A 23,404-nucleotide genomic window follows, 5' to 3' on the forward strand; every position below is an offset into this window, starting at 1 on the left:
TGAATTCGTTTACACTATTGGGTACACGCTGGCAGATAAAAATTTGCCTACAAAGACTTGACTCAATCTCAATAGTAATTTCGGTTGATAAAATTCTCTGAAGTTGATACAATAGTATTATGATTATTAAACTAACAGAAAAACAAGAAGATGAATTAAGAGTAAAAGTTTTTAAGGCTCTATCGGATCCAATCAGATTGGAGATTATTCGATATTTAAAAAAGGTAAATCGAGGGGTAACTTGTGGTGAAATCGGAGAGATAGTTAAAATGAGTAAATCTGCAGGTTCTTATCATTTTAAAATTCTTCGAGAAGCAGGATTAATTCTTACACGAAAGCAGTCCAGAGAGAAATATGTTTCTCTTAATTATGATATCTTTGATAAATATGTGACAAAATTTCTAGATTCTCTTTGAATTTAGAAATTTTTTGTTTATTGAGAACGCAACTTTCGCAGCTTAATCCTGGTAGGTAAACCCTGATATAGTTGGGTAGTCTGTCAATCTATTGCTGGAGTTGACAGACGATACACTTCTTGATTGTATTTTTGGTTTCGGCTAAATCTAAATGGAAAAGGTCAAGTAGATGGGTCAGGGCAACGCCCCAATCCAGGGTCCTTATTTCGTCGCAAGGTTCTTAGAACATGCCGCCTAGTGTCAGTTCGTCCGAACTGCAGCGGTTTCGCCAGTCCAGAAAAGAATGAACCGAGTAAATACGATTGCTGTATGGCTGATCATGGGGTCATACGACCGTCCCTAAAATTATTTTTGTAGTTTTAGAAAAAATTGGTCGTTTTAAAGAAGAACTCAATGTCCCGTCTCTTCTTTAGATTCGGATAATTTATATTCCGTCATCGTGCAGTCGGTACTAAAAATGACAATCCAGCGGTCCTGCTGGTAACGGTTTTGTGCGAAAACCACTTTGGACGGAATCCAATTGGCAGGGTGGTGCGGATTGAACACAGAATGCCTTTTTGACTGGTGACTGGTTCAGCGAGCCGGAACAGAGGTTTTAATCCAAACTGTTTCGGTCAACCTGATAACGCTGATTTGTCGCTTTCACTATGCTAATGACATCTAGTCCCTGACAGGTCAGCGCTTTGACCAGCAGCTGCTGTGTGAACCAACTGTCCATCAGGACATAGGGGGCATGAACCCCCTTGACATCCGTTCCACCATGGCAGGAATTTGATCTGGAGCTATCTGCAAGGCTTTGATCCGACGTTTGTATCCGGAACACTTCTTGTCGATACCAGCATGAATCCTATTTATCACTGTTTTTTCTAAACTGAGCAGGGAAAAGTTAACGGGGAGAAACGTGGTTCCGTCTGACCATTCCAGGGTCACGTCCTTATTTTTGAACTGTGAAAGTTGATTTGAGAAATATTAAACTAGATAACGTTCTTGAAAAGTAAATATATAGGTGGTATACTACATTAAAGTTCAAATGTATTTGTACTATTGAACCATTAATGCATTAGCGGTATAATATATTATAGTTTAAAACAATTTGTACTTTTGAACTGATAAAGGAGATGGGGATAATTATGATAAGCGATAATATTACCGCTAAACGTGGAATACAAGAGGGCTTTCATCGGTATCCAGCAAATCTTTCCGAAATGATTTCTTACTCTGTTGAGAATTTTCCAGACAAATCAATTATTTATGTAGATTCTAGAGGGGAAAAAATCACCACTTATCTTGATACCTATAACGAATCTAGGTTGATACTTAACAATTTGCATCAAAGCGGAATTAAAACTGGAGATATTGTCGTCTTAGCTCTAGAGGAACACTCTGATTTCATTCCTTTAATTTGGGCCTGTGTTTTGGGAGGAATAATACCTTGCCCAATAATTCCACGAGTTGCAGATATGGAAGTATGGAGAGGCAATCTAAACCATATATCAAAATTGCTTAATAATCCCACTTTTATCATTTCATCGCGTAACCTTAAATTATTTGATGTAGATAACAAAATCCTAAAGGTAGAAGATTTACATAACCCTGTATCTGCACCTGCAAAAGTCGATAGCGATAATGTTCCGGATATTGCCTTTTTAATGCTGAGCTCTGGTTCAACAGGTGCTCCGAAAGCAATTACTCTGACTCATGAAAATATCCTTAATTCATTAGAAGGAAAGCGACTTGCTACAGGAATAGAGGATACCGATATTACCATGAATTGGATTGCTTTTGATCATGTTGCGGCATTAACAGAGTGCCACTTCTTGCCATTGTTCACGGGCTCAACGCAGATTCAAGTTCCAGCGGTTGATATTGTTTCAGATCCACTCTTTTTTTTTGAAAATAATTAGCAAATATCGAGTTTCACATACATTTACACCTAACTTCCTACTGGGACAAATCACTTCACTGATAGATGGTACAAATGGTTTGCCAGAAAAAATTCAGCAAATGGATTTTTCTTGCCTCAAACGTATTATTTCTGGAGGTGAGGCTAACGTATGTGAAACGGGAGACCGCTTCTTAAATGCATTTGCAGATCTAGGTATGAAACGTTCAGTCATTTGGCCAGCATTTGGTATGACTGAAACCTGTGCTGGATCAATCTATTCAACTAATTTTGAGAATGAAATCGGCAAGAGTGAGTTCGCAACTCTCGGGAAACCTATTCCTGGTTTGAAAATTCGAATTCTTGGGGAAAACGGGGAGGTCATGAACCCAGGCCAAGAAGGGGAACTTCAGCTGCACGGTGCTATGATCTTCAATAAATATTATTCCAATGAAAAAGCTACAAAGGAAGCATTTACTGAAGATGGATGGTTTAAAACAGGAGATCTTGGCATTATTGAGCCTGACTCAGGATCTTTACGCTTAGTAGGGAGAAGTAAAGATAGCATTATTGTTAATGGTAACAATTACTTTCTTTACGAACTGGAAACAGTAATTGGAAGTCTTGAAGGTATAGCGCCTTCTTTTATTGCTGCATTCTCAACGCGGCCAGTTGGATCGGATACCGAGTCACTTGTTGTTTTCTATACTCCACTGAGTGATTATAATACACCTCAACAACTTAGGAATATTAACATTGCGATTAGAAATATCACAATATTACGCTGGGGATTCCGTCCTCTTTTAGTGCTTCCTGTATCCAAAGATATACTTATTAAGACAAGTCTTGGTAAAATTCAGCGTTCTAAGCTGCGAAAGAAATACGAATCAGGAGAGTTTGATAGCTTAATAGCAGATTTTGCTAGTTTAGAAAAAGAATATACTCCACCAATTGTGCCTGCTGAGAATGGATACGAAGAGAAAATAATCAATTTATTTTCTAAGATAACAGGGATTTCAACAGGAGAAATAGGTGCGACTAGTAATTTCTTTTCACTAGGTGGTACATCGCTAGAGATATTACGTTTACTTACTAGTCTTAAAGGACAATTTGACACCAAACGGAATTTTTCTTTAGTAGACTTGCTTCGAGACCCTACACCTAGAGGCATAGCTCATCTTGCTTCTTCTAAAACAGCTAATAATAAAGAATACAATCCAATCGTGCCGCTTCAGAAAAAAGGAGTTGGAGCACCCATTTTTATGATTCACCCAGGAGTCGGAGAGGTTCTGGTTTTTGTAAATCTGGTTAATTTTTTCATGGATGAAAGACCTATTTATGCTTTAAGAGCACGTGGATTCAATCCAAACGAGAAATTTTTTGAATCTTTTGATGAACTTGTATCGACCTATGCTGCTGCTATTAAGCAATATCAACCACATGGACCGTACTACATTGCAGGATATTCCTATGGTGGTCCAGTTTCACTACCAGTTGCACAAACTTTGGAAGCGATGGGAGAGAAGGTACATGTTTTAGTAATTGATGCTCCGCCAGTAATTGAACATCCACGAGGTAAGGTTGATAGGGTAGAAAGTGCTCTTATGTTGTCTTTCTTTCTCGGCTTTATTGATAAAAGTCAACTTGATACTCTTGGTAATTATCTAAGAGAATCTGAGGATATAAATCCAGTAGACTATCTTTTTTCATTGGCACCGACCTCGAGAATTCGAGAGCTTGGACAAGATTTGACGACATTTAAACACTGGAACGATCTGGCTTATGGTCTTTCTCAAATTGGAGGTTCTTACAAACCTAAGGGAAGCGTAAATGACATTACCGTCTTTTATGCTCAACCGATATGGGGAAGTAAAGCGGATTACTTTGAAACAATGTTAAAGAAGTGGGATAAATATTCTCGCTCCCCTGTGCGGTACATAGAAGTTCCAGGAGAGCACCATACAATCCTCAATCCTGAATTTGTTGATAAATTTCAGGAGATATTTCGATCCGAGTTATCGAAAATGGTTAGCAAACAAGGAGCTGAGAAATGATGAGTAACAATCGTGCCCTATGCTATGACGAGGTCGGGCAGGGCGAAGAGATCGTGTTTGTTCATGGCTATATTTCCGATCGACGGATTTGGTCACAGGTAAGAGAGCATTGGTACGATTCGGGTCATCTTTTTTTTCCTACGCTCGAGGGTTTTTGGGAAGACTCGCTGGAGTTCAGAGAAAGTAATTTTAGTGTTGATAATCATATAGAAGATATTGTTGATTTCTTAGAAAAAGTTTGTACTCCGCCTGTTCACCTCGTTGGATGGTCATATGGAGCGTCACTTGTCTTGCTGGTTGCTGCAAGAAGACCGGATCTGGTTAAATCTGTGTTTGCTTATGAACCTGGCATTTCATCTTTTGTTTTAGATAAAAAAATATTGCAGCAAATCCAGCGCGATCGTGTAGAAATGGCAAGCCCCGCTATAGGAGCAGTAAAAGCTGGGAATACAAAAGAAGCTGTTAAATATATTGTTAATGGAGCCTGCAATCGAGAAGGAGTATTTGAAGATTTCGATGAGGAACTAAAACAGAGATTCTTTGATAATGCAAGCACAGTTCCGTTGATGTTTACTGAACGGAGTGCCCCAAATTTACCAGCTTCTTCGGAGGACTTAAAAAGAATCTTGTGTCCTGTTACTATAAGTTATGGTGAGTATGCTCGTCCTGCGTATAGGCTTGTCGCAAAGGAAGCTGCAAAAATAATTCCCAATTCAATAATACAGATCATTCCAGGCGCAATGCATGTTGTCCCAGTAACGTCTCCAGAGATATTTCTGCTGAAAATTCTTGAGCATCTCAGTGGAGTTGACAGGAGGGCGGTATCCAATGGCAAATAAACAAACAAATCCAACTTGGGTACTCGTGCTCACATCGCTTGGCTTCTTCATGGCGATGATGGATTCGATGATTGTAACAACCGCGTCAACAGCGATTCGAAATGACTTTGGAATTTCGGTTGGCGAGCTACAATGGGCGCTCAATGCCTATAACATTACAATTGCAGCTGTTTTATTGATTGGTGTTGCGATTGGAGATCGCATCGGACACAGAAGGCTGTATAATATCGGTCTCTTTATCTTTGTTCTGGGTTCAGTCTTTTGTGCATTATCAAGCAATATCGATTTTTTAATAGCTTCCCGGGTCATAGAGGGAATCGGTGCCTCTGTAATGACCCCTATGTCGATGGCCATATTAACGGCATCCATTCCTCCTTCCGAACGCGGAAAGGCTCTGGGTATTTGGAGTGGGATAGGCGGACTTGCTCTCATTGTAGGGCCTGCACTGGGTGGCCTGATTGTTGCTAAGCTTGCCTGGCAATGGATTTTCTGGATCAATGTTCCCATAGGTCTTGTTGGTATTTATCTGTCGCAACGTAAATTACCAGAAACTCAATTAGAGGGCAATCATTTAAACATCATTGATTCTATACTCATTGTACTTTCTTCGGCAGGGATTATCTGGGCGTTATCAGAAAGTACTTCTAAAATGATCCAGACTTCAACACTAATTGTTGGTGTGCTCAGCATTGTTTTGGGAGTCGTTTTTGTTTTGAGACAGAGGTATGAAAAAAGGCCAATGATTCCACTTTCTTTTTTCAAATCATGGACTTTCAGTGGTGGAGTCATCTCTACTTTTCTGCTTTACGCATCTATGTATGGCGTGGTGTTCTTCTTGCCCCAATATTTACAGGTTGCAGATAAATCAAACGCATTGATTGCCGGGCTTCAACTTTTACCTTGGACAGGGACATTGGTCATTGTCGCGCCAATAGCTGGAAAAGCTGTCGATAAATTTGGTGAACGCTTGGTAGCGATTACTGGTCTGCTTCTTCAAGGAATAGGTTATTTGTGGATTGTGCTGACTTCAGTACCAGGGAGCCCATATTGGCTAATGATTATTCCGCTTATCCTTGCGGGTGCTGGAATTTCAATGGCAGGGCCCGCATTGCAGAAAGCAGCACTTGGATCTGTCGGCAGAGCTGAGATTGCTAAAGCGTCAGGGATCTATAATATGTTTCGGCTCCTTGGTGGTGCAGTAGGAATCACTGTTTCTGTCATCCTTTTCTACGCTTTTGGAGATATCGTGACGACAACTGCATTTACGAATGGCTTTAGCGCTGCAATGATTGGATCAAGCGTTCTTTCTCTACTCGGCATTCTTTCCTCAGTCGGTCTCCGCTCAACTCTTGTAAAATGATTTGGGCGATAAAGCTTGATTTCAATATTGAGGGTTTGCGATACAAAGAGTTATTGCTAAGGATTAGCAAAGAACGAATCGTTAGGATAAAGGAATACAGAAAACAAGAAGACAAAATTAGGAGTGTTTTTGCTGAACTTTTAGTACGATATGCGGTCAATCAATTTAGCGGTTGTTCTAAGCAAGAAATTAAATTTTGTACTGGAATAAATGGAAAACCGCGACTAATGACCCCAAAAAATGTTCATTTTAATCTTTCACACTCTGGTAGCTGGGTAGTTTGCGTGGTAGATAATGAGCCTGTTGGAATAGATATTGAAAAGATTCAAGATATTGAATTGGATGTGGCTCAGCAATTTTTTACGCAGAAAGAATGCGAATTTCTTAAGCTCTCAAAGAATAGTTTGGAGCGGAAAAAACGATTTTTTAAGATCTGGACGATGAAGGAATGTTTTCTAAAAGCTGTTGGGGAAGGTTTAAGCAGAGACTTATCTTCTTTCTCTATTGAACTTAATCAGAATCGGTCTCCTAAAATATCCTCTACATCAGAGGGAGAGGATTTAAACTGTATTTGGAAATTTAAGCAGTATGAGATAGATAATGATTATATCCTATCAGTAGCTGATACAAGAAAAACAGAAAAAGTTCAGATGGTTGATTCTCAAATTTTTTTTTATGATGGTGCTGTCCCATTAACAAATTATCCAGGGGTTTAGATTACAATAATGAACCAGGTAAACTATATTTGATGAAATTACTAGCATACCCACTGTTACCGTTTAACTTGTAAAAACTTGTCCGAATAATAAAGATTATGTATATGCATTCGAAAGTCTGTATGGATGATTACATCCGTTCGGGCTTTTTTCAATACTTTAGATAGGGGGTTTCCTGCAACAAATAGCTTCCCTTTGGTGAGAGTCAGTATGAAAGAGAAAAAGAATCAAACTTTTCCTTTTTCTTGCTGACTTGGAAGGGGGGTGATACTTGTGAGGCCATCTTCTTTCAACAAAATACATCCTGAAAAGGTTAATTATCAGATTCAAGATGATTTTCAGACAACCATACAATTTCAATTTGATTATATGGCAAGAAAGGTGATGATACGTACTAAAAGTAACTACCGTCGCTCGATTGGTAGACGAAGAAGGCACGAAAGTCTATTTTCAGAAGTTTCAGACTTAGATATAAATAAATTACACACTTCTGATACTTACCGTCTGGACCGTCGATTTTATAAAGTCTTATCAATGGATGTGCAAGTTACTGATTGTCAAATTGCTGAAGCGCTGGATACTTTGTCAAAGCGCAAGCGTGATATTATTCTGATGTTCTACTTTCTAGAAATGTCAGACGCAGAAATTGCTAAAGAATTAAGTGTAAACCGAAGCACGGTCTATCGCAACCGCCATAGTGCATTAGAAATGATCAAAACGCTATTGGAGGACGAGCCATGAGAGAGAAGAAAAAATTAATTCCCTTTTCTATCATTGAAGCAGCAAACAGTGGTGATGCCATAGCCATTCAATATATATTAAAACATTACGAAGGCTATATTGTCACACTTGCTACAAAAACGCTCACAGACGAATACAGCAACGGTTATTTCTTCGTAGACAAAGAGATGCAGGAACAGCTGACCACTGCTCTGCTGCAAATGATCTTAGACTTTGAAATCTAGTATCCTATAAACACGAATAACAAGATTAATTATAAGCGATAATTTAGAATTTGTCATTCTATTAAAGCATATTGATTACTTCGTATGCTTTGATAGGCTGACAAAGCCTACGTTCTTTGAAAAAGAAAACGCCCATTATGGCGTCGTATATAGCAATCGAATACGTTCCGATAATGAAAGAGCCCGTGGGCTGACACGCCAAGACCTAGTAAAATAGCGAGCGATTCCCGTCAGTGATCCACAAGCAATCCAAGGCAGGATTGCTGCCATGACTTCTTTATCAGGATAATGATACTCCCGTATAGCCATAGTTCGAGCGTCAAAGGCGTCGCAGGCAATGGGTGCGGCTGCATGAGAACCATGCAGGGGTGAGATTCCCGTGAGCTTTGCCAGAGCTGTTCGAGTTGCTAATTAACTAATAACCAAAAGACGGTAATTATTCTGAGACTCAAACTTATTGAAGTATCTATTGAAGTTGTGAGATTAAAGGAGGAATTACTTGCCTTATGAATGAATTAATCACCAAAGATGATTTAATTAAAAAGGGATATTCTAAATATACGGCTGTTACTATCATTAGACAGGCAAAACAAATTATGGTACAACAAGGATATCCATTTTACAATAATAAGCGCTTAGGGCGTGTGCCAAAAGAGACTGTTGAATCGATTCTAGGATGTGGACTAGAATTGGAGAAAAACACTCGTGGCTAAAACAAAGTATTCTGGTGTTTATGTTGATGATACTGGACAATACTATTATGAAACGGAATTAGGAAAAGATCGACTGACTGGAAAACGATTAAGAAAAAAATCAAGAACCAATCGCCAAGGGAAAAAGTTCACTTCTGCTTTGCAAGCCTACAAGGAATTGGTACGCGTTAAGAATGAGTATTTGTCCACTCAGGGTTATGCGAATTATCATATGACTTATGGTCAGTTTATGGATAACGTATATATTCCTGCTTACAAGACAGATGTAGAAGAAAGTACATTCTATGTTCGTAAACGTACTTTAGAGCGTATGAGAGATCGCTTCTCAGCCATCCAACTTCGAAAGCTTTCTATAGAAGATGTCCAAAGATATCGGACGTGGTTACTTTCTGAAGATGGGGCTGGATATTCTCAAGCGTATGCGAGTTTGGTTTTTGGTATGTTTCGCAAGAGCTTGGATATGGCTGTTGAAATGGAGTATCTTGAGTACAATATTTCTAAAAAAGTCAAACCCATCCCAAAGGGAAAAGCAATTGTTCCTTATTGGACAAAAACAGAGTTTGAAAAAGTCATTTCAACGATTTGTTTAGATGATTTATATGAACATTTGTGTTTTGTGATGTTGTGGGTTTACTTTATGACAGGGATCCGAGTGAGTGAAGGAACAGCCTTATGGTGGGAGGATATTGATTTTGAAAATAAGCGGCTTCGTGTTCATCATATCTTATTTATGAGAAATAAGATGGACTGGGAACGCAAAAATTACACGAAAACCGCTGATGGAAAGCGAATCATTTCGCTGGATAATGATACTATTCGGGTACTCAAAGATTGGAAAGAACGACAATCCGAATTGAATATTCAAGATTTTGTCTTTAGCTATGACGGAATGCCAATGATTAAATCGACTCTTTCTCGAATTATTGGACGTTATGCTAAATTGGCAAATGTGCATCGTATTCAAGCGAAAGGATTGCGTCATTCACATGCATCGTATCTCATCAATGAGTTTAATGTTTCTGTTTTGATCTTATCGAAACGGATGGGTCATTCAAGTCCTGAAATTACGTTGAAGCATTACTCTCATTTATGGTCTGGGATTGATGAATTAATTGCTGAAGAGATGGCCGGAAATGTCAAGATTCAAACCGCTCCTAAGTCAGCGATTCAATTTAATGGCAATCAGGCAATAAAAAAAATAAGTTCCGCCAGAATCCCCGCCAAGATATAGGAAAGGTGTTAAAAATGCTGATATAAAGGCATTCTGACGACACCTGCAAACTTAGAGTGGGAATAGGAATTGGAGAGCTGAAAACCCTAGTATTCATGGGCTTTTCGGCTCTTTTTTATTTTCCTATTGCACTATCATTGCACTTTTTCATATGCCGTCTTCTGAGATAGTTGACCGTGAATTGGTTCTTTGGGGAATCATCGTAATTTCGGATTGCAGGTTTAAAGGCGATGACTCCATTTAGTTTGTGTGCGACGTCAAAGTTGCTGTTGGGATACAAATGTCCGTAGGTTCCTAATGTTGTCTCAATGTCTTTATGACCCAGACGTTCTTTAATAATGAGCGGGTTTTCGCCCATACTGATGAGCAACGAAGCGTGAGAATGACGCAAAACATGAATTCGGATTCGGTGAACGCCAGCCATTTTTGCATAGCGTTCAATCGCATAAGCGATGGTGTGCTTTTGCGTCGGGATGCCGTTGTAGCTCATCGCAAAGTCGGTTTTGATAACCTTTTGCTGCACTGCCTGCCATTCTTGCAGCAGGTTCAGCGTATAGTCATCGATGACAATATGGCGGACACTCGCTTTCGTTTTCGGTTCAACAAAGCGGTAGTCATACTGATTTTTGTAATAGAGCGTTTTGTCAATCGACAGCACGCCCGTTTCAAAATCAAGATCATCCCATTGAATGGCAGTCGCTTCCCCAATGCGCATACCCATCATAAAAAAAACCAGAGAGAAATGAACAAGAAGTGTTGATAAAAGTCGTCTTTATAAATGAACGAGATGACTTTTTCAAATACTTCTTTTGTCCAAAAATCAATTTGTGACTCTTGTTTTTTTGACATTTCCACTTTTAATTTTAATAAATTCCCTCGTTCCTTTTTTGGGGGCATTTTATTGAAGATAGGAGTTGTTCTTTTGACTAAACGAACCCATTTGTTGATTTTCATATTGACCATAGGAGTTTTCGGCATCATAAATACTGAAATGGGGGTTATTGGGTTATTGCCTTCCATTGCTAATCACTTTAATGTCAGCATATCAAAAGCTGGATTACTGGTGAGTCTTTTTGCTCTTACTATTGCTGCGTCGGGACCTACCCTGCCGTTATTGTTTTCCGGGATAAATCGTAAGAAGGTCATGTTACTTGGATTAGGACTGAATATTTTGATAAATAGAACTAAGATGTTTGTGCTACGCTAGTATCTTAATAATATTAATAAACACATGTAAACCGGTTGACATGTGTTAACCGGTTGTTTTATACTAAGTACAACAAATAAAGAAAGCGCTTTCCTATTTGTGAATAAATTTTTGGAGGAATTTTATATGAATGACTTTTGGCAAATGAACAGCAATTTTGGTATTGATGGTTTTTATCAATTTGACGATGTGACCTCTTTCAATTGTGAGAGAGTTCTTTCTAAAACCAATAGGATGGAGCAGATAGAATGAAATCTATAGTTTATGAAGAATCTCGCCAAACTAAAGAAGAAATACCACTTTTTCGAAAGTTGAGTTATTCTCTTACCGATTTCGGCGGTAATGTTTTATTTGTAAGTATCAGTACTTATTTGTTGTATTTTTATACGGATACTTTTGGACTAGAAATTGGTGTTGCCGGTACCATTTTACTGGTTACTAGATGCTTAGATATGATTGACGCACCCATTTGGGGGGTTCTAATCGATCATACCCATACCCGCTGGGGACAAAGTCGCCCGTATTTTTTGTGGTTGTGTGTACCATTTGCGTTCTTTACGTGGTTAACGTTCACAACACCTAGTTTGTCAGGTACTAGTAAGATTATTTATGCCAGCTTAACTTATGTGATATCAGGTATTTTATATACCGGTATTAGTACACCGATGACCTCAATCTTACCTAACCTAACAAATGATCCAGACCAAAGAACCGTTCTAAATTCGTATCGAATGGTCGGTGGTAATATTGGTTTGCTGGTTGCTAATAGTGTCGTTTTGCCTTTAGTTCAGTTACTAGGACAAGGGAATGATCGTAAGGGATTTTCATATACTCTATTAATTTTAGGCGTTGTCTCAATCGTATCCTTTTTAACCGCTTTTTGGAATTTACGTGAAGTTAATTCGGTTGCTGTCAAATCAATTTCATTAAAGCAGAGTGCTAAAGCAACTAAGAGTAATTGGCCCTGGATTTTAATCGTTGTCACCAACTTATTTTATTGGGTTGGGACCACTGTTAGAAGTTCTGGCATGATTTACTATTTTCAATATAATGTGCACGCTAAATCCCTAATTCCGGTTGCCGGTGGTTTGTCCGCCGTCGCAGTTATTGGGATGATATCAATTCCCTTTTTTGTCAAGAAAACAAATAAAAGAACCGTTTTCATTGCCTCGTTGTTAGTGGCAGCAATTTCTAATATGCTCTTTCAAGTTGTTGGCAGTAATCAAATAGCAGTAATCACCTTATTTTGTTTAGGCTCAATTGGCACTGGGGTGGCGGCTGCGATGCCTTTTTTGATGTTAGCCGATGCGGTTGACTTTGGGGAATGGAAAAATGGCATTCGAGCTAGTGGCTTTTTAACTTCAATTGGCAGTGCTTTTTGTGTCAAAGCTGGCAGTGGGATTGGTGGTTTTATCCCAGCAAAGGTCATGCAGTATTTTGGTTATATCCCCAATCACGTTCAGAGCCAGCAATCGTTACTTGGAATAAACATTAGTTTTGTTTGGTTACCAGCGATTCTATTTATTATTGCCGCAATTCCAATGTTCTTTTACGCGAAGTATGAGAAAAATGAATCAACAGTAAGAACCGCTTTAGCTATTCAAAAATAATGATTAGTTGACGGGAAAATCATTTTTGCTCTTTATGTTAAAATATAAGTTGTAAATGCTTTATATGTTAAGATTTCATTTAAAACTAGTCAACTTAGGAGCGAAAAATGCAAAGTCCCAAACTTGATGATGTCGCAAAATTAGCAGGTATTTCTAAAACAACTGTCTCGAGAGTGTTAAATAATCGAGGGTATCTAAGTGAAAAAACAATAAAAAAAGTGTATGCGGCAATGAAAGCGCTGCATTATCAACCAAATGATGTTGCCAGACAGCTTTTCAATAAAGAAACTAAATTAATAGGCTTGATTTTTCCGACCATTGCCAATCCATTCTTTGGCCAAATGGCGTATCAATTAGAAACTAGGCTCTTTAATAAGGGGTATAAAGTGCTAATTGGAAATTCTAAGAATGATCCTAAAAAAGAAGAGACCTACTTACAAAAACTAATTGCCAATCAAGTTGATGGTTTAATCGTAGGCGCTCACAACAAGGATATTGAAGAATATAATAACGCCAACTTGCCGATTGTCGCGATCGATCGAATTATGAATAAGGACATTCCAGTTATTTCTTCTGATAATTATGATGGTGGCAAAAAGGCAATGGAAATATTATTGGCACGTGGGGCTCGGCATATTGTGCACGTTAATGGCCCGTCTGATTTAGCTTCACCAGCACAAGAAAGAAGACGCGCATATGAAGAAATGATGCGGGCCCGTAACTTGCCAGCAGTCACTTACACGGTGGATTTTAACCTGTCCGAAGCAGAAAAAATCAAGGTGTTTAGAAAAATATTTCAAAATAATAAGCAGGTTGATGCGGTTTTTGCATCAAACGATGTTGATGCCAGTCTAATTATTAAGCTGGCTAAGGAATATCAAAAGCGCGTACCCGAAGATTTACTGGTAGTGGGCTATGATGGTACCGACATAGTAAGATTATTCAAACCAGAGCTAACAACAATTGTTCAGCCCATCGAACAAATCGCAGAGGCGGCAGTTGAAACGCTGATGGATAAAATAGCTGGTAAAGAAACACCGCTGAAAGTCGTGCTACCGGTAACAGTTCACAAAGGGGAAACGGCATAAGCCGGAACTCTATATTTTTCGCACAATATGTTAACCGGATGTCACAGCGAGGAGGAGCAACTTGATAAACAAAGAAACTAATTATCCAAAAGTCACAAATAGTAGGTATCGTTTAAATTATCATATTATGGCTCCATCGGGATGGATAAATGATCCAAATGGCTTTTGCTTTTTTAAAGGCTATTATCATATTTTTTATCAATATCATCCAGAATCGGCAGAATGGGGGCCAATGCATTGGGGACACTCAAGAAGTAAGGATTTAGTTCACTGGGAACCTCTACCAATTGCCTTATATCCAGGCGATCCAGAAGACACTGACGGTTGTTTTTCTGGCAGTGCAATTGTTAAAGATGATCGCCTATATTTAATTTATACTGGTCATCATCTGGTAGCTAAAAACAATCCGGAAGATTACTGGCAAAACCAGAACTTAGCAGTTAGCGATGATGGAATTCATTTTAAAAAATGTGCGGCCAATCCGATTATTACTAAACCACCACTGGATAATGCTGCTGATTTTAGGGACCCAAAAATTTGGTACCGTGATCATCAATGGCTTGTTATTTTAGGTAGTAAGAATAGCCAAGGTTTAGGTAGGGTAATTTTATATCGTTCAGGGGACTTAAAACATTGGGATTATCTTGGCCCAATTGCGACTGCCAAATCAGTTGATACTGAAGGGTACATGTGGGAATGTCCCGACTTTTTCGAACTTGCTGGCCAAAATGTCTTGCTCATGTCACCGCAAGGAATCAAACCTTTAGAATTAAAATACCGCAACCTATATCAAACTGGCTATATGATTGGAAAATTTGATGAGCAGCATAACCAGTTTATTCATGGTGAATTTCAAGAGCTAGACCACGGCCATGACTTTTATGCCACCCAAACAATGTTGGCCCCCGATGGTAGACGATTGGTATTTGGATGGATGGATATGTGGGAAAGTGACATGCCAGAACAACAAGATGGTTGGGCCGGCGCACTGACATTTCCGCGAGAGTTAAATCTGCGAGATGGCAAATTGCTAATGACGCCTGTAAGGGAACTAGCACGGCTACGTGAACAAGTTTTATTAGATGATTCTAATCCTAATAGTCGGGAAAATATTTTTGAGGCACCTACTAAGAGTATTGAGTATTTGGCCAATTTTAATGCCAAAGATAACGTAACAATAAAGATACGGGATATTGATCATCAATTGCTCTTAGAATTTAACTACTCTTCAGCCGTCGGTAAAGTAACGTTACAGAAGTATAACGATGAATCTTTAAGAGTAGCTAGTGTGCATCCTGCTGCAACCTTAGATGTTCATTTATTGATGGATAATAGTTCGGTGGAAATATTTGTCAATAATGGTGAAGCGTGTTTCACCGAAAGAATTTATGACGAAAAGAATATTTATATTGAAACGATTAGTAACTCAAATAATTATGATGTTAAAGTCAACCAACTTGGAGGCGCAATGTAATGTTATTAGGTAGCATTGAAGCAGGTGGGACTAAATTTGTTTGTGCCGTTGGCAACGAAGATTATCAAATAAAAGATCAAATCCAAATTCCAACCACCACACCCATTGAAACGTTAACCCAAGTTGTTAACTATTTTAAACAATTTGAGCTTGCTGCTTTAGGTATCGCTTCTTTTGGACCAATTGAAATTAGGAAAACATCGCCAAAATATGGGTTCATCACGACGACGCCTAAACCAGGTTGGCGTGACACCGATTTTTTAGGCTTGATTAAAAAAGAACTTAAGATACCTATTTCTTGGACAACTGACGTGAACGGATCAGCGTTTGGTGAATACACGATGTCAACATTATTTAACGAAAAAATTAACTCGTTAGTTTATTACACGATAGGTACTGGGGTTGGCGCTGGAACGGTGATTGATGGTCATTTAATTGGTGGTATTGGTCATCCTGAAATGGGACATGTACTGTTAAAAAGACATCCAGATGATTTAAATTTTAAGGGCATTTGTCCATATCATGGGGATTGTTTGGAGGGATTAGTTGCTGGTCCAACCTTTGAAACTCGGACCGGGAAAAAAGGAGAAGATGTGCCGTTGACAGATAAAACTTGGGATATCATGGCTTACTATATCGCACAAGCGGCTATTCAAACAACTTTAATCTTACGCCCTAATAAAATTGTTTTTGGGGGCGGCGTTACAAATGAGACGTTGTTAGAAAAAATTCGTAACGAGTTTCAAAGAATTTTAAATGGCTATGTTGAAGTTCCACCTTTGGATCAATATATTGCGCCCCCCCAAGCAGCCAATAATAATTCTGCAAATATCGGCAACTTTGCGTTAGCTTACAGGTTATTGCTTGAATAGTATCGATATGTTTGACTGATAGCCATTAGTTGAGACACTTTTTTTGAGATTGATGGTAGCAATCAACGAATGAAACTGAGTATTGTTTGTGGCTTGAACGAAAATTAAAAAAATAAGGTTAAAGAGGAGAAATTATGAATAATAAAAATTATTATGACGTGACGAAATGGCCGGTTGGTAACCCCTACAAGGATATTGGCGAGGTCATCAATAGCATTGTAGCCGATATTAAAAGTCGGCAAACCGACACTAACGTGAACGAGGGTGGCAAGCCCGGAGCGGTTATCTATCTTCCGCCGGCCGATTATCACCTGACCACGCAAGTAGTTATTGACATTAGTTATCTTAAAATTGTAGGATCGGGACATGGATTTACGTCTTCAAGTATTCGCTATAATGTTCCTGAAAACGAATGGTCGAAATTACATGAATTGTGGCCAGGTGGCAGCCGTATCCTAGTAGATATTTCCCCAACAGCAAATGCTGCCGAATCGGCCGGAGCAGCCTTTTATGTTGAACGCAGTGGTGATCCACGAATAAGTTCTGTTGAATTTGCAAACTTCTGTATCGATGGCCTCCATTTTGTGGACGATGGTTCCGGAGAATTGAATCCAGAAAATACTTATACTAATGGTAAAACCGGTATTTATGTTGCAAGTGCGCAAGACTCCTTTAAAATTACTGATATGGGGTTTGTTTATTTAGAGCATGGTATGACGATTTATCATGCGGATGCCCTCACTATCCATAATAATTTTATTGCTGAATGTGGAAATTGTATCGAACTGCGCGGCTGGGGACAGGCCTCGAAAGTAACTGATAATTTGATTGGAGCGGGTTTTAAAGGCTATTCGATTTTCGCGCAAAATTTTGGCCAACTTTTGATTACCGCAAATAATATTTTTCCACGCGGTGCAAGCAGTATCTATTGTGATGGTGTGACCCGTTCACTTATCTCGAATAATATCCTTCATGCATTTTATCCCGGGATGGTGGTTTTCAGTAAAGGTTGTTCAGAAAACTTGATCTCTTCAAATCACTTTTTACATGACCGTGAACCTTGGACACCAATGCAGGAACACAATAACGGCTTAGATGATTCGTATGGCCTCTTGTGGATCAATGGTAATCATAATTCCGTAATTGGAAATCATTTTTCAGAAATAATGGATAAGCAATATCTCACGCCAGCGGGGGTAACGCCAGTGATTATTCGGGTGGTTGCTGGCAATGAAAATTATATTTCTAATAATAATATCGTTGCCACGGAAATCCACGCGGAGGGGAGTGATTCTTGCTTCGCTTCGCAAGTAGACGCTTTGCTGACAACCGAAGAATCAAAGCCGCTTAATGTCATTACGGTACTGGTTGAAAGTCAATCACACCGTAATACGATTCTTGATTCTGGCAGTGATGCCCAAGTGGTTATGGACAAGACGGCCAATGCATTTAGAGCCACGCCGACGCTATCATAACGTAAATGAACGGCTGTCCAAGAAGAAGTTAGTGACTAAAACTTGAAAGATAGAAAAGTGTCCCAATCCCTTGCTGGTTCTATGTTTTTCCTGGATAAATTAGCTCAAGCTGGCACTTTTGTCAGCTGTTCCTGATAGCTGAACGGCAGTTTTTCCAGAAACCGTTCAATCATGTTCAATCATTTGATCCATGACTTTCTCAGACAGAACGGGTTCATTCTCGAAGGCCACTTGAAACAAGTCGATGAGTTGTCGGATCGCTTCGGTAAAGGTGATATCTGAGAGTTTATCGACCTTGAGTTAACCTATATTAACTATGTTGATTACTACGCCAGCTTTTTTGAAAAATTTTTAATAACGCCGGATTCTGCGATCACTGTACTCCAGCAAAAGGCTTCGGAAATGTTGTGGTCCAATCCGGATCAGTCAATGGATCAACGAATTACTCAGACGGCCAATCTGGCAAGAAAATTTCTCATGCTCCAAATTATTACATTCTAATGTTTCGAATCTGTCAATGGCTCGATAAACCATAGTATTTGGCGTTCACTTTTTTCATCGCAACATCGAAACAGTATCGCTTTTGATATAATTTAGGGGTATCCTATATCTGTCAAGCGAAGAAAATAAGCATTTGATTAATTAAAGGCAACGGTTGAGACGGGCAGCGAAACAGCCCGACTTTGGCGATATGTGGATTCCTGTTGTTAGAAGATAAAGTGATAAATGGAGAGATGAAGATGGCTTATATCGTTGATTTTAAAAATGTGTCCACGATTGGACTCGCGTCCTCACCTGTAGCAGAGGCGCTTGCCGGTTTACGTGCTAATGAGGCCCGTTACTTTATGAACAAATATAAGCATGAATTTACAGTTGTACCAGCCAGCGAAAGTCAGGAGACCCTTGATTACGTGACTCGAATTTTGAAAGAAGAACGAGATATTGAGTTTGTGGCCAAACCTTTAGAAACGTCGCGTTTCCAAGTGGAAAATATCAAATTTGCCTACGTCTTTTATGAGGATGGCCTTGAGGTTAACGTCATGTATACGATGGATGAATCTAAGAAGCGGGCCGTTGGTTTTAAGCTTTCTGAGGGGATGGAAGTTCCCAAGGAATTAGAAGAAAAGTTCAAATTTGCCAGGCAGAAGTCTAAACTAGCTGGAACAATTCGGGGTTCGTTTTTTGTAATTAAAGGGGAATATTAAAGGAACACGGTTCTCGTGGCGGTGAGATTATTTATGAAGGACCTGTAGAAGGGATTTCAAGTGCCGTCCGATCAGTTACGGCACAGTATCTTTTTCGATAATATAGAGTGAAAAAATCCCCTTAGCGAGTGCCTAAGGGGATTTTTAATGACCCGGTTGTCAGATTTTTGATAATACCTAAACGCTTGATTGCTTTAAAAATGATTGCCTTTTTTGTCAGCCCCGTGTTAAAAGATATCCACATTTTTCGGCAGACAAAGGTGAGCCGGTCGGGCTGATCGGTCCGAATGGTGCGGGGAAAAGCACAACCATCAAATCAATCCTCGGTACCGTCAAGTCTGAAAGTGCAGAACAGGCCTGCCTCCACTTTCAAAGATGGCTGTCCATTCCTTCAGACAATTCTGGTCGGTTTGATAACCCCGTTTCAACAATGGTTATTCTAGGTTCCAGATAACTAAAATCAATCCATTGGCCTACATGTCACTAAGTTTCAGAATAAAGAGATTCGTCATAACCCCCTGTTGCTCTATAATAGAGGAAAGTCTACTGCTGCACAGTAGACGAATGCTGCAGTTGTTCATAGTTCTCAATTGACTCTGGTATTGTACTGGAGTCTACTTTAACGGGAAGTGAAGCGGCTTAAAAGTCTCATCAGATACATCGGGAAATCGTATGAAAAACATACGATCAGAGGAAAAACTTATTAAGAATAAATACTGCCGAAGCGAACCTAATGATCAGATCATTTACCCTTATTGTTTGTGTTTTTGCCGTCTGTTTTTATCAAAGGCTATTAACTATTTAAGAAACACCCACGATCGTTGATGCGTCTGAGAGGGGAGATTTGTATGCGTAGAAAAAGGCAACTGAAAATGCAGAAAGTCGGGCCGGAGCATCTAGAGCAGTATAATCAACTGCTGAGGTATGTTTTTCAAGTCACTGACCAGGAATTACATCAGATTGGATGGGAAGAAAAAGAGATCATTCGGGCAAAATCTCCAGTTTTGGAACAAGCGGATGTCTTTGGATGGTTTGACGGTGATAAGCTGATCTCCCAGGTAGCAGTTTATCCCTTACAGGTGCGTATCTTCAATCAAACCTACGATATGGGAGGTCTTACCGGCGTTGGCACCTATCCCGAGTATTCCAACCAGGGTTTAATGCATAAGCTGTTGTATCAAGCATTGGAACACATGAGAAAACGAAATCAGTCAATATCTTACCTGTATCCCTATTCTATCCCTTACTATCGCAGAAAAGGATGGGAAATCATTTCCGATAAAATTTCCTACGAAATTAATGATTATCAATTGCCCAGGAATAAGCAAGTACCCGGTGAAGTCGAACGTGTTGATGTGGAAAGCGAGCAGGTAAAAAAAGCTTATGAGCGGTTTGCCATACAGACCCACGGTGCTATGCTGCGCAATGAGTTAGCCTGGAATGAGTATTGGCTGTGGGACTCAGATGATCTGATGGCAGCCATATATTACAACGATAAAGGACTGCCGGACGGCTATGTTCTTTATTGGATCGCTGATGAAGTCTTCCATATTAAGGATATGATATTTGTTAATGAGGAAGCCCGCAGCGGACTTTGGAATTTTATCAGCGCACACTTCTCCATGATTTCAAAGGTCATTGGCAATACGTATACGGATGAACCTTTGTCATTTTTATTGGAGGATGCGGACATTAAGGAAACGATCTCTCCTTATTTCATGGCGCGCATAGTAGATTTGAAGCAGTTTATTGCTCAATACCCTTTTAAGCCGGATACGACAGACAGGGAATGGACATTCACGCTGGATGATCCGCTTCTTTCATGGAATCAAGGCGTCTTCACATTGCGTATCACCGCTGAAGGGAAAGGTGAAGTCGTTCGCACGTCAGAACGAAATCATGATCAAATTGATATTCAAACCTTGACGACAATGCTGCTGGGGTACAAACGACCAGACTATCTTTATAAAATCGGCCGTATTTCGTGTCTCCCTGAAACCGTGGATATGCTGGAGGATGCAATCGAACAGCAGACATCCTATTTTTCGGATTATTTTTAAGAAAAATACCTTATTAATTTTTTTTGCGGGTGAGTTTAATACCATTTTTCTGTGCCGACTGATAAATCACTCGCGACGACCGATAAATGAACCGTAACGACTGATAAACTGCTAACAACGACCGATAAAATACTGGAAACGACCGATAAATCATTCATGATGACCGATAAAAAGGATTGTACGCCAAGATGCAGATCAAAATGTCACAAAATATTTCTAATTTCATAACTTTTTTAGCAGGATGTGGTAATGATCAGGCCGAAACTTTTTAAAAGAGAGTGAGGCGGTTGAATGTATCTTAAAAAAATAAAAATTCCATATCATGTTCAGCAGTATGAAGCTTTTTCCAGAAGACTGGCACCTGCAGTTCTCCGAGCTGATGCCCAATCCCGCTTGAAAAGAGGGATGGCCGGTTATCGCGGGGAACAGTCCCTGGATTACCCTCTCAGTTATCTCCCCAATGAGGAATTCTTCATCCTCCACAATCTGCGGTTGTTTGACGGCGCGCATTATTTTCAAATCGATTTCCTTATTTTGTGTCCGCGGTTTATTTTAATTTTAGAAGTAAAAAACATTGCCGGAAAGCTGACTTTTGATACTGAATTATCGCAGCTGATTCGCGAACTGGATCAGACAACAGATGTTTTTGACGATCCGATTTCACAGGCAGAGAACTTGAATACGCAATTGTTTGAGTGGCTGGAAGCACGTTACGGCAGTCCGGCGTTACCGACTGCCGACCGCGTGGTCATTGCTTCCCCCGCCCAATTGCAGGTCACTGATTTAAAAAATCATCGGATCAAAAAAATTATAAGGAGGTCTAATCTCAAGAGAGCATTGGTTAAGTTGAATCAGCAGTATTCCAATGAATGTTTAGACACCGGGCTTGTGGAAAAAATAGCAAGAATGTTGCTCGTACAACATCAGCCGCGAATAATCGATATATTCTCAACCACGCCCGCCGAACCTAACGACATTATCAGAGGTGTGCAATGTCCCGAATGTGGAGAAACGCCGATGAAAAGAGAAAATCGAATCTGGCATTGTGCTTCATGTGGACATGAGTCGAAAAAAGCCCACCTTGTCGCACTACTCGATTACTTTTTGATTTTTGGACCCGCGATGACAAACAGGCAATGCAGAGATTTTTTGATGCTGGACTCTGCCACAATCGCTAAAAAGATTCTTCAGGCAGTAGCCTCACACTATGAAGGTGAAAACAGGGCCAGGATCTATCATTTATCCTTTCAATTGCTGACCGAAGCAAGCGATGATGAAAGAGAAGCTCCTGGGAATGAAAAATTACGCGTGACGACAGACTGACGACTGATAAATTTGGCATAACGACTGATAAAACATTCGTGAAGACCGATAAAATACTGAAAACGACCGATAAAACATTCGAGACGACCGATAAAATGCAGATAAAGACTGATAAACCTAAAACCATTCGCTTTGGTCCGCCCAATCAGAGGTTGCGTGCCTTGAAAATCACCACATAAGCTCCTTTTCGGATGAAATAGTGTGCGCCCGGCTTCTTCACTCGAAAATTTTCAATGCAGCCGCCTCGCTTATAGGATAATTTTTTCAAGTACATAATAGCAAAGACAAGATTATCCATCAGGAGGCCTTTTCCATGATACGATTTGAAGAATTAACGGAAAAAGATGCAGCCATCTACAGAGCGTTGCGTTTGGAAGCTTTGCATGAAAATCCGGAAGCGTTCGCCTCAGAGTATGATGTCGAAATCCATGATTCGCTTTCCGATTTTGAGGAACGCCTGTCAAGGGATCACGCGATTACGATCGGCGCTTTTGATCAGGACAGACTCGTCGGTATTGTGACATTGGTCAAAGAGACATTGCCCAAAATGCGTCATCGGGCAACTCTTGAAGCTGTTTATGTGAAGCCTGAATGCAGAGGTCGGAGAATATCCGGACGGATGATTGAAAAGTTGATGGAAATCGTTAAAGAAGAAGGCGTTGTGAGAAAATTTTATCTGTTCGTGATGACGTCAAACACGCAAGCGATCAAGGCCTATAAAAAAATGGGATTTTTCATTTATGGGGAGGACAGGGAGGCCATGAAAGAGGGCGATCGATATGTTGACGAGTACTTAATGACCAAGTTCATTGATCAGCAGCAGGCAAACACAGAACCGCTTGAAGTCTCCCGGGAACGGGGTTCTGAGCGTACGTAAAAATGAAAGCTGCTGACACCGCCTGAGAGTTTGATTG

The 23,404-nt window shown here is 39.8% G+C and carries 22 protein-coding genes and 3 pseudogenes; 22 read left to right on the top strand and 3 right to left on the bottom strand.

Annotation, left to right across the window (positions count from 1 at the left end):
- Nucleotides 1-119 precede the first annotated feature (119 nt).
- Nucleotides 120-416 (top strand): ArsR/SmtB family transcription factor, encoded by a 297-nt coding sequence (locus IEX81_RS12435; RefSeq protein WP_010024626.1) that lies wholly within the window; start codon nt 120-122, stop codon nt 414-416.
- A 595-nt stretch (nt 417-1,011) separates the two neighbouring features.
- On the opposite strand, the gene IEX81_RS12440 is transcribed toward IEX81_RS12435, so the two are convergent.
- The gene (locus tag IEX81_RS12440) at nt 1,012-1,239 is read right to left on the bottom strand and encodes a hypothetical protein (RefSeq protein WP_139692325.1); all 228 of its coding nucleotides are present in this window, start codon (nt 1,237-1,239) and stop codon (nt 1,012-1,014) included.
- Between the two features lie 307 nt (nt 1,240-1,546).
- Here IEX81_RS12440 and IEX81_RS16705 point away from each other — a divergent pair, with 307 nt between their 5' ends.
- The 9 genes from IEX81_RS16705 to IEX81_RS12485 all read left to right on the top strand — a co-directional run bounded on the left by IEX81_RS16705 (nt 1,547) and on the right by IEX81_RS12485 (nt 10,176).
- Nucleotides 1,547-2,320 (top strand): AMP-binding protein, encoded by a 774-nt coding sequence (locus tag IEX81_RS16705; protein WP_165361682.1) that lies wholly within the window; start codon nt 1,547-1,549, stop codon nt 2,318-2,320.
- The gene (locus tag IEX81_RS16710; RefSeq protein WP_268239359.1) at nt 2,307-4,352 is read left to right on the top strand and encodes a non-ribosomal peptide synthetase; all 2,046 of its coding nucleotides are present in this window, start codon (nt 2,307-2,309) and stop codon (nt 4,350-4,352) included. The genes IEX81_RS16705 and IEX81_RS16710 overlap by 14 nt, the downstream gene beginning before the upstream one ends.
- Nucleotides 4,352-5,191 (top strand): alpha/beta fold hydrolase, encoded by an 840-nt coding sequence (locus IEX81_RS12455; RefSeq protein ID WP_188803818.1) that lies wholly within the window; start codon nt 4,352-4,354, stop codon nt 5,189-5,191. The genes IEX81_RS16710 and IEX81_RS12455 overlap by 1 nt, the downstream gene beginning before the upstream one ends.
- Complete coding sequence (locus IEX81_RS12460; protein WP_188803820.1) at nt 5,181-6,551, top strand: MFS transporter; 1,371 nt, start codon at nt 5,181-5,183, stop codon at nt 6,549-6,551. The genes IEX81_RS12455 and IEX81_RS12460 overlap by 11 nt, the downstream gene beginning before the upstream one ends.
- Nucleotides 6,548-7,267, top strand: a complete 720-nt coding sequence (locus tag IEX81_RS12465) for a 4'-phosphopantetheinyl transferase family protein (protein ID WP_139692332.1) — start codon at nt 6,548-6,550, stop codon at nt 7,265-7,267. Before IEX81_RS12460 ends, IEX81_RS12465 begins: the two co-directional genes overlap by 4 nt.
- A gap of 273 nt (nt 7,268-7,540) precedes the next feature.
- Nucleotides 7,541-8,008: an RNA polymerase sigma factor gene (locus tag IEX81_RS12470; protein ID WP_130032045.1), complete on the top strand. Its 468-nt coding sequence runs from the start codon at nt 7,541-7,543 to the stop codon at nt 8,006-8,008.
- Nucleotides 8,005-8,232 (top strand): helix-turn-helix domain-containing protein, encoded by a 228-nt coding sequence (locus IEX81_RS12475; protein WP_093672815.1) that lies wholly within the window; start codon nt 8,005-8,007, stop codon nt 8,230-8,232. The genes IEX81_RS12470 and IEX81_RS12475 overlap by 4 nt, the downstream gene beginning before the upstream one ends.
- A gap of 506 nt (nt 8,233-8,738) precedes the next feature.
- Nucleotides 8,739-8,945 (top strand): DUF3173 domain-containing protein, encoded by a 207-nt coding sequence (locus IEX81_RS12480; protein ID WP_130032046.1) that lies wholly within the window; start codon nt 8,739-8,741, stop codon nt 8,943-8,945.
- Nucleotides 8,938-10,176, top strand: coding sequence for a tyrosine-type recombinase/integrase (locus tag IEX81_RS12485; protein ID WP_139692334.1), 1,239 nt, complete (start codon nt 8,938-8,940; stop codon nt 10,174-10,176). The genes IEX81_RS12480 and IEX81_RS12485 overlap by 8 nt, the downstream gene beginning before the upstream one ends.
- A gap of 115 nt (nt 10,177-10,291) precedes the next feature.
- On the opposite strand, the pseudogene IEX81_RS12490 reads toward IEX81_RS12485, so the two are convergent.
- Nucleotides 10,292-11,019, bottom strand: a pseudogene (locus IEX81_RS12490) (site-specific integrase); the annotation flags it as partial.
- A gap of 79 nt (nt 11,020-11,098) precedes the next feature.
- Here IEX81_RS12490 and IEX81_RS12495 point away from each other — a divergent pair.
- The 11 genes and pseudogenes from IEX81_RS12495 to IEX81_RS12540 form a co-directional block, all read left to right on the top strand.
- Nucleotides 11,099-11,371, top strand: a pseudogene (locus IEX81_RS12495) (MFS transporter); the annotation flags it as partial.
- A 138-nt stretch (nt 11,372-11,509) separates the two neighbouring features.
- Entirely contained in the window at nt 11,510-11,635 is a 126-nt protein-coding gene (locus tag IEX81_RS16715; RefSeq protein ID WP_268239357.1) for a hypothetical protein, read from the top strand.
- Nucleotides 11,632-12,993, top strand: coding sequence for an MFS transporter (locus IEX81_RS12500; RefSeq protein ID WP_188803822.1), 1,362 nt, complete (start codon nt 11,632-11,634; stop codon nt 12,991-12,993). Before IEX81_RS16715 ends, IEX81_RS12500 begins: the two co-directional genes overlap by 4 nt.
- Nucleotides 12,994-13,100: 107 nt before the next feature.
- Complete coding sequence (locus IEX81_RS12505) at nt 13,101-14,081, top strand: LacI family DNA-binding transcriptional regulator (protein WP_188803824.1); 981 nt, start codon at nt 13,101-13,103, stop codon at nt 14,079-14,081.
- A gap of 61 nt (nt 14,082-14,142) precedes the next feature.
- Complete coding sequence (locus tag IEX81_RS12510) at nt 14,143-15,555, top strand: glycoside hydrolase family 32 protein (protein ID WP_229727605.1); 1,413 nt, start codon at nt 14,143-14,145, stop codon at nt 15,553-15,555.
- The gene (scrK, locus tag IEX81_RS12515) at nt 15,555-16,427 is read left to right on the top strand and encodes a fructokinase ScrK (RefSeq protein ID WP_188803826.1); all 873 of its coding nucleotides are present in this window, start codon (nt 15,555-15,557) and stop codon (nt 16,425-16,427) included. Before IEX81_RS12510 ends, scrK begins: the two co-directional genes overlap by 1 nt.
- A 134-nt stretch (nt 16,428-16,561) precedes the next feature.
- The gene (locus tag IEX81_RS12520; RefSeq protein WP_188803828.1) at nt 16,562-17,902 is read left to right on the top strand and encodes a NosD domain-containing protein; all 1,341 of its coding nucleotides are present in this window, start codon (nt 16,562-16,564) and stop codon (nt 17,900-17,902) included.
- A 740-nt stretch (nt 17,903-18,642) separates the two neighbouring features.
- Entirely contained in the window at nt 18,643-19,107 is a 465-nt protein-coding gene (locus IEX81_RS12525) for a DUF8821 family protein (protein WP_188803830.1), read from the top strand.
- Nucleotides 19,108-19,307: 200 nt separating this feature from the next.
- Nucleotides 19,308-19,444 (top strand): annotated as a pseudogene (locus tag IEX81_RS12530) (ATP-binding cassette domain-containing protein); the annotation flags it as partial.
- A 511-nt stretch (nt 19,445-19,955) separates the two neighbouring features.
- Nucleotides 19,956-21,167 carry a GNAT family N-acetyltransferase gene (locus IEX81_RS12535; protein WP_188803832.1) on the top strand — a complete coding sequence of 404 codons (1,212 nt, stop codon included), beginning with the start codon at nt 19,956-19,958 and terminating at the stop codon, nt 21,165-21,167.
- Nucleotides 21,168-21,458: 291 nt separating this feature from the next.
- The gene (locus IEX81_RS12540) at nt 21,459-22,490 is read left to right on the top strand and encodes an NERD domain-containing protein (RefSeq protein WP_188803834.1); all 1,032 of its coding nucleotides are present in this window, start codon (nt 21,459-21,461) and stop codon (nt 22,488-22,490) included.
- A 145-nt stretch (nt 22,491-22,635) separates the two neighbouring features.
- Here the strand turns inward: IEX81_RS12540 and IEX81_RS12545 are convergent, their stop codons facing one another.
- The gene (locus tag IEX81_RS12545) at nt 22,636-22,788 is read right to left on the bottom strand and encodes a hypothetical protein (RefSeq protein ID WP_188803836.1); all 153 of its coding nucleotides are present in this window, start codon (nt 22,786-22,788) and stop codon (nt 22,636-22,638) included.
- 15 nt (nt 22,789-22,803) lie between these two features.
- On the opposite strand from IEX81_RS12545, the gene IEX81_RS12550 reads away from it, so the two are divergent.
- Complete coding sequence (locus IEX81_RS12550) at nt 22,804-23,367, top strand: GNAT family N-acetyltransferase (protein WP_188803838.1); 564 nt, start codon at nt 22,804-22,806, stop codon at nt 23,365-23,367.
- Nucleotides 23,368-23,404 lie beyond the last annotated feature (37 nt).

Origin of the sequence: Sporolactobacillus putidus (genome assembly GCF_014647035.1) — a bacterium.
Taxonomy (GTDB): Bacteria; Bacillota; Bacilli; order Bacillales; family Sporolactobacillaceae; genus Sporolactobacillus; species Sporolactobacillus putidus.

What these genes read in the sequence shown, in the direction of transcription:
- IEX81_RS12520 (WP_188803828.1), top strand. Translation starts at nt 16,562, where the DNA reads ATGAATAATAAAAATTATTATGACGTGACGAAATGGCCGGTTGGTAAC.
- IEX81_RS12550 (WP_188803838.1), top strand. Translation starts at nt 22,804, where the DNA reads ATGATACGATTTGAAGAATTAACGGAAAAAGATGCAGCCATCTACAGA.
- IEX81_RS12545 (WP_188803836.1), bottom strand. Translation starts at nt 22,788, where the DNA reads ATGGATAATCTTGTCTTTGCTATTATGTACTTGAAAAAATTATCCTAT.
- scrK (WP_188803826.1), top strand. Translation starts at nt 15,555, where the DNA reads ATGTTATTAGGTAGCATTGAAGCAGGTGGGACTAAATTTGTTTGTGCC.
- IEX81_RS12465 (WP_139692332.1), top strand. Translation starts at nt 6,548, where the DNA reads ATGATTTGGGCGATAAAGCTTGATTTCAATATTGAGGGTTTGCGATAC.
- IEX81_RS16715 (WP_268239357.1), top strand. Translation starts at nt 11,510, where the DNA reads ATGAATGACTTTTGGCAAATGAACAGCAATTTTGGTATTGATGGTTTT.
- IEX81_RS16705 (WP_165361682.1), top strand. Translation starts at nt 1,547, where the DNA reads ATGATAAGCGATAATATTACCGCTAAACGTGGAATACAAGAGGGCTTT.
- IEX81_RS12540 (WP_188803834.1), top strand. Translation starts at nt 21,459, where the DNA reads ATGTATCTTAAAAAAATAAAAATTCCATATCATGTTCAGCAGTATGAA.
- IEX81_RS12500 (WP_188803822.1), top strand. Translation starts at nt 11,632, where the DNA reads ATGAAATCTATAGTTTATGAAGAATCTCGCCAAACTAAAGAAGAAATA.
- IEX81_RS12505 (WP_188803824.1), top strand. Translation starts at nt 13,101, where the DNA reads ATGCAAAGTCCCAAACTTGATGATGTCGCAAAATTAGCAGGTATTTCT.
- IEX81_RS12475 (WP_093672815.1), top strand. Translation starts at nt 8,005, where the DNA reads ATGAGAGAGAAGAAAAAATTAATTCCCTTTTCTATCATTGAAGCAGCA.
- IEX81_RS12460 (WP_188803820.1), top strand. Translation starts at nt 5,181, where the DNA reads ATGGCAAATAAACAAACAAATCCAACTTGGGTACTCGTGCTCACATCG.
- IEX81_RS12435 (WP_010024626.1), top strand. Translation starts at nt 120, where the DNA reads ATGATTATTAAACTAACAGAAAAACAAGAAGATGAATTAAGAGTAAAA.
- IEX81_RS12525 (WP_188803830.1), top strand. Translation starts at nt 18,643, where the DNA reads ATGGCTTATATCGTTGATTTTAAAAATGTGTCCACGATTGGACTCGCG.
- IEX81_RS12480 (WP_130032046.1), top strand. Translation starts at nt 8,739, where the DNA reads ATGAATGAATTAATCACCAAAGATGATTTAATTAAAAAGGGATATTCT.
- IEX81_RS12455 (WP_188803818.1), top strand. Translation starts at nt 4,352, where the DNA reads ATGAGTAACAATCGTGCCCTATGCTATGACGAGGTCGGGCAGGGCGAA.
- IEX81_RS12535 (WP_188803832.1), top strand. Translation starts at nt 19,956, where the DNA reads ATGCGTAGAAAAAGGCAACTGAAAATGCAGAAAGTCGGGCCGGAGCAT.